Annotated in this window: 4 protein-coding genes; 2 read left to right on the forward strand and 2 right to left on the reverse strand. The window is 65.1% G+C overall.

The genetic code is table 11. The features are described from left to right. Positions 1-1167 (forward strand): FAD-dependent oxidoreductase (locus WAN71_RS11215; RefSeq protein WP_422225393.1); only part of this gene is annotated, 1167 nt, incomplete at its 5' end. Positions 1168-1179: 12 nt separating this feature from the next. Further along, positions 1180-1653 carry a VOC family protein gene (locus WAN71_RS11220; protein ID WP_422225394.1) on the forward strand — a complete coding sequence of 158 codons (474 nt, stop codon included), beginning with the start codon at positions 1180-1182 and terminating at the stop codon, positions 1651-1653. Positions 1654-1817: 164 nt separating this feature from the next. Here WAN71_RS11220 and WAN71_RS11225 read toward each other — a convergent pair whose 3' ends face one another. Both WAN71_RS11225 and WAN71_RS11230 read right to left on the reverse strand, forming a co-directional pair. Next, a complete protein-coding gene (locus WAN71_RS11225) occupies positions 1818-2849 on the reverse strand; it encodes an alcohol dehydrogenase catalytic domain-containing protein (protein ID WP_422225395.1) in 1032 nt (343 codons plus the stop codon). Positions 2850-3167: 318 nt separating this feature from the next. Continuing rightward, positions 3168-4112: CoA transferase (locus tag WAN71_RS11230; protein WP_422225396.1), on the reverse strand; the 945-nt coding region annotated here is incomplete at its 5' end.

A 4112-nucleotide genomic window follows, 5' to 3' on the forward strand; every position in this document is an offset into this window, starting at 1 on the left:
CAGTCGATTGAAGGAGAAATAGTGCTGCCCAACGAAGCTGAAGTGGTTGTTGTTGGTGGCGGCCCGACCGGCCTGGTGCTCACCGCGGCGTTGCGTCAGGCTGGTCATGATGTTCTGACGCTGGACATGCAGGAAGAAGGGGCCAACGCGTCTCGCGCAGCGGCGATCCACGCGAAGACCTTGGAGGTCCTGCGGGAGCTGGACGTCACCGACCGGTTGGTCGCCGAGGGCGTTGTAGTACCGACGTTCACGTTTCGCGATCGCGACAGGATCTTGACTCGACTGGACTTCTCCTCGCTGCCGACCCCGTACCCGTTCGTGCTGACGCTGCAGCAGTATCGGACCGAGAAGATCCTCACCGAGCGCATGCATGCTCTCGGTGGGCAGGTGATGCGTCCCTATAGCGTCGCGGGTGTCTGCGTCGACGCTGATGGCGCCGACGTCGAAGTGGACGGCCCAGATGGGCGCGAAGTCGTTCACGCGCGCTACGTCGTGGGCGCCGACGGCGTCTCCTCAGTGGTTCGGCAGAGCGCGAATATCGACTACGCCGGGGGGACCTATGACCAGTCGTTCACCCTGGCCGACGCCCGGATCGACTGGCCGCTGCGCTTCGATGAGGTGCAGAACTTCTTCTCCCCCGCGGGCATCGTGGTCAGCGGACCATTGCCCGATAACCAACGCCGCGTCCTCGCGACGGTCGACAACGCACCCGAGGTCATCGACGTCGACTTCGTTCAGCACATCCTCGATGAGCGCGGCCCCACCGGAGCGCGGGTCAAAGAACTCACTTGGTCATCGCAATTCCATGTCCACCACCGCATCGCCAGCACCTTCCGCCACGGACCGATATTTCTGGCCGGCGACGCCGCCCACGTGCACAGTCCCGCCGGAGGTCAGGGCATGAACCTGGGCATTCAAGACGCGGTCGATCTGGCGCACACCCTGTCCGCGTCGCTCAACGGGGCCAAACACGCTGATCTCGACGGCTACGAAAAGCGCCGCCGACCGATCGCCCGCGCCACCGTGACTTTCACGAATTTCATGACCCGTGCCTCGATCGTCGACAACCGCCCTGCCCAACTGGTCCGCAACGCCGTGTTCTCCCTGATCGGCGTCCTGCCACCGGCGCGTAAACAAATGGCCCTGCACATGTCCGAACTCGCCTGAAACGACCTCACGATGACAGCACCGCGGCTCAAAGGCCTACATCACGTCAAACTGCCGGTCAGCGACCTGGACACCAGCCTGACCTGGTATCGGCGAGTGTTCGACGCCGAACACCTGAGCCAGTTCGATCACTACGATGGCGCCGGCGAGCGCTACGCCGTGATCCTGCAGCTGCCCGGCATCGACATCCCGATCGAGCTGCGGTGGGCCCCCGATGCCGCCACCGCCATTGCCGGCTATGACCCGGTCAGTTTCGTGGCCGACGACATGCAGGCCTGGAGCGATCACCTCGACGCGGTCGGCATCGAGCACTCACCCGTCATCACGGCCCTCGCCGGTCAGTTGCTGATATTTCGCGACCCCGACCAGACATTCCTGCGTCTGCTCACGATGCCCGAAGGTGGCATCCAGGCGATCGAGATGAACCGCGACGCGGCCGAACCCGAAGGCCCCTGGATCGCGCCCGACATCATGAAACACCCATGAGACCAGTACTGGCGACGACGTGAAGAAGGCACCGAACGACCCGGTGCTCATATGCGGGCCGTCGCTGCCAACACAGCGGCCGGCTGACACAGCCTGGCGAGGTTGCGACGAGTTCCGCCAAGCGCGACCGACGTCTGCGCGTGTGGATCCGCATCACCACGCAGCTACGCTGGCAGCGCTTCCGGTGCTATGTCGAGTACGACGCGAAATCGCGCGTCGCCGGACATCATGCGTTCGTAGGCTTTGGGAGCATCCTCGAAGTCAAACGGTTCGACCATCGGTGCAACCCCGCGCGCGGCGCTGAACGCCAGATTTGCCTCGTTCTCGATTGGGGTGCCGGTGAGGCTCCCGACGATCGATCGGCCTCCGAAGATGAGGTCGGACGTCATGACCTCGATCGGGTCGAAGGCGGCGCCGACGACCACGAGTTGACCACGAGGGGCGAGGCCGCCCAGCAGCGGTGACATCGAGGCTCCACTGGCGGCGGTCGCGATGATAGCGGCGGCGCCGCCAAGGTCTCTGAGCGCCACGCCGGGATCGACGACTGAGCTGTCGATGTACTCATCGGCGCCGAGTTGGGTTGCCAACGTTGCCTTTTCGGAGCCTCGGGCGATGGCCACCACGCGATATCCCAGCTTATTGGCGTATTGGATCCCGAGGTGGCCAAGCCCGCCGATGCCTTGAATGCCAACTAGTGCGCCCGGCTGCAGGTTCAAGTTGCGCAAGGCGTTGTATGTCGTGATGCCGGCGCACAGCAACGGGGACGCATGCACCGAACTCAACACGTCGGGGATGCGCACCAGCCCGCTGGCCCGGGCATAGACGACCTCGGCGTATCCGCCGTCCTCGGTGGTGCCGGGTTGTGGCTGGTTTTCACAGTTGACGAAATCGCCGCGCCGGCACCAGTGGCATTCGCCGCAATGACCCCCCAGAAAGCCCAGGCCGACGCGGTCGCCGACCTGCCATGCGGTCACGCCGTCGCCAACCGCGTCGATCACGCCGATGACCTCGTGGCCCGGCACGATCGGCGCGCTGGGATCGGCGCGCATGCCCTCGACGCCGAGCACGTCGCTGTGGCAGACCCCGCAGCTGTGGGACCGGAACCGGACGTGGCCCGCGCCCGGCGGGACCAACTCGCGATCCACCAATTCGAATTCACGCTGGCCGGTCACTTGATACGCGCGGTACGTCGACATCGATGCCTCCCAAGGCGATTTGCAGATTTGTTGACTTGAGTCTTATGAGCTCGGCGCGGGCTCGCATCCGCCTCCGGACAGTCCACGGGAATCAATCGTGGCCTGCGCCAGAGTGGCGGCGCCCATCGTCGCTGCGGACCCCGTAGGGCACCAGCTGCCACGACCCGATCAAACGCGCTCGCAGCGATTGGTTGTCATCACCCGCCAGGTCCGACATAGCTTTCTCGTAATGCGTTGAATGCCTGTCCCTTTGAGGCCGTACCGGAAGTCCACCGGAACGGCGGCGACACCGCGTGGCGGTTATCGTGATTCCGGTGCTCAATGCGTGTCGCGGGTGTGTACCAGCACCGCGCGGTTGGTGAAGTCGGAGATCTCGTCGTCGCTGTAGCCGAGTTCGTGCAGCACCTCTTCGTTGTGCTCGCCCTGACGGGCCGGCTGCCGATCGGGCTCGCCGCCGGCGTCGACGGTCTCGGTGGCGTCGGTGCTGTCATTGGGCTTGGCGGCGTTGGTGAAATGCCAGGGCCGCCCGGGCACGGTGATCCGTGCGCCGGCGCCGTCGGGCACGGTGCGAGTGGCTCCCCATTGGGTCGCCCAATCGGTCGTGGCGAATTCGGCGATGTCGCGCAGCGAGCCGGTGGGGATCTTGGCCTCGTCGAGCTGCGCCTCCAGTGACGCCATGTCGGTGAAGGTCCAGATCCAGCGCTGCACGATTTCGCGCAGAGCTTCCAGATTGCGTCGCCGATCCTGCGGGCTGGCGAAGCGTGGGTCCCCGGCGAGGTCGGGTCTGCGCATGGCGGCCAGGTAGAACGGGAACGAAAAGCTGCTGACGAGGCTTACCGGGCTGATAAACCGTTTCCCGTCGGGCCCGATGAAGAACACGCAGTCGGTGGCGCCCAGGATGGGGGGCTCGTCACCAAGTTCGGCATCGGACAAATCCACGTGGACTCGTTCGTTGATTGCCAGCATCACCGCGGCCATCGCCACGTCGATGTATTGGCCTCGGCCCGTCACGCTGCGCTCATTCAGCGCTGCGAGGATGGCGATCGCGGCATGCAGCCCGGAATAGACATCCGCGTGCGAGAGCGAATCGCTGCGAGGACGATCCGCCGGGGTTTCCCAGTGCGCGTTCGACATCTCCGTGATTCCGGTCTCGGCCTGCACTGTTGGGGCGTAGGCAGCGCGTGCCCGCCACGACCCGTGCTGGCCGTAGCCGCTGATCGAGGCATAGACAACATGAGGATTGCGCGCGGCGACGTCGTCGTA

The organism is Mycobacterium sp., from assembly GCF_049280035.1.
Taxonomy (GTDB): domain Bacteria; phylum Actinomycetota; class Actinomycetes; order Mycobacteriales; family Mycobacteriaceae; genus Mycobacterium.

Coding starts and splice junctions, on each gene's coding strand:
- WAN71_RS11225 (WP_422225395.1), bottom strand. CDS start 2,849: ATGTCGACGTACCGCGCGTATCAAGTGACCGGCCAGCGTGAATTCGAA.
- WAN71_RS11220 (WP_422225394.1), top strand. CDS start 1,180: ATGACAGCACCGCGGCTCAAAGGCCTACATCACGTCAAACTGCCGGTC.